1 protein-coding gene is annotated in these 490 nt (G+C 61.6%); it reads right to left on the bottom strand.

Annotated features, from left to right (window positions below; genetic code table 11):
* The coding region (locus AC1D0P_RS28645) for a BON domain-containing protein (RefSeq protein ID WP_477679830.1) at positions 1-275 on the bottom strand (275 nt) is incomplete at its 3' end.
* Between the last annotated feature and the right edge of the window lie 215 nt (positions 276-490).

The raw sequence follows: 490 nt of genomic DNA, 5'->3' as shown, positions 1-490 counted from the left end.
TTGCTGATCACCGCGGAGAGGCGGTTATCGACCGAGGCGACACCTGTCACGCGCGAGGCGATATCCTCGGCAATCTCGATCTCTTCTGGATAGGTGACGGTGCCCTTCAGCACGATCGCCGTGCCGGCCGCTATGACGACGACCTCCGCGGCGTCGATATCGGCGGCGCGGGCCAATGCATCGGCAACGCGCGTTTCCATGGCCATGATCGGATTGGCTTCGAGATCAACCGGGTTGACGTTCCGGCCATTGAATGCCTGCGGCTTGAACACCATTGTCTTTCTCCAATGATCTGCCGATCCCTAGACGTCCTTTCGGGCGCTGCTTGCATCGGCTTAGTGATAGAGGTTGATGACGGGCGGCTTGCGGGTTTCGTCCGGATTGGGAAGTGGCTCTTCGTCCGGCAGCCGATCCGGTTCCGGCTCCTTGACGGGGGGATCCGGCGGAACAATCGGTAGCGGCGCTGGTTCCGGCTCGACGGGTATGATCC

This window comes from Polaromonas sp. P1_G2, assembly GCF_056405515.1.
Note: the sequence above shows the minus strand (reverse complement) of the source record. Positions and strands in the feature narration are given on the sequence as shown.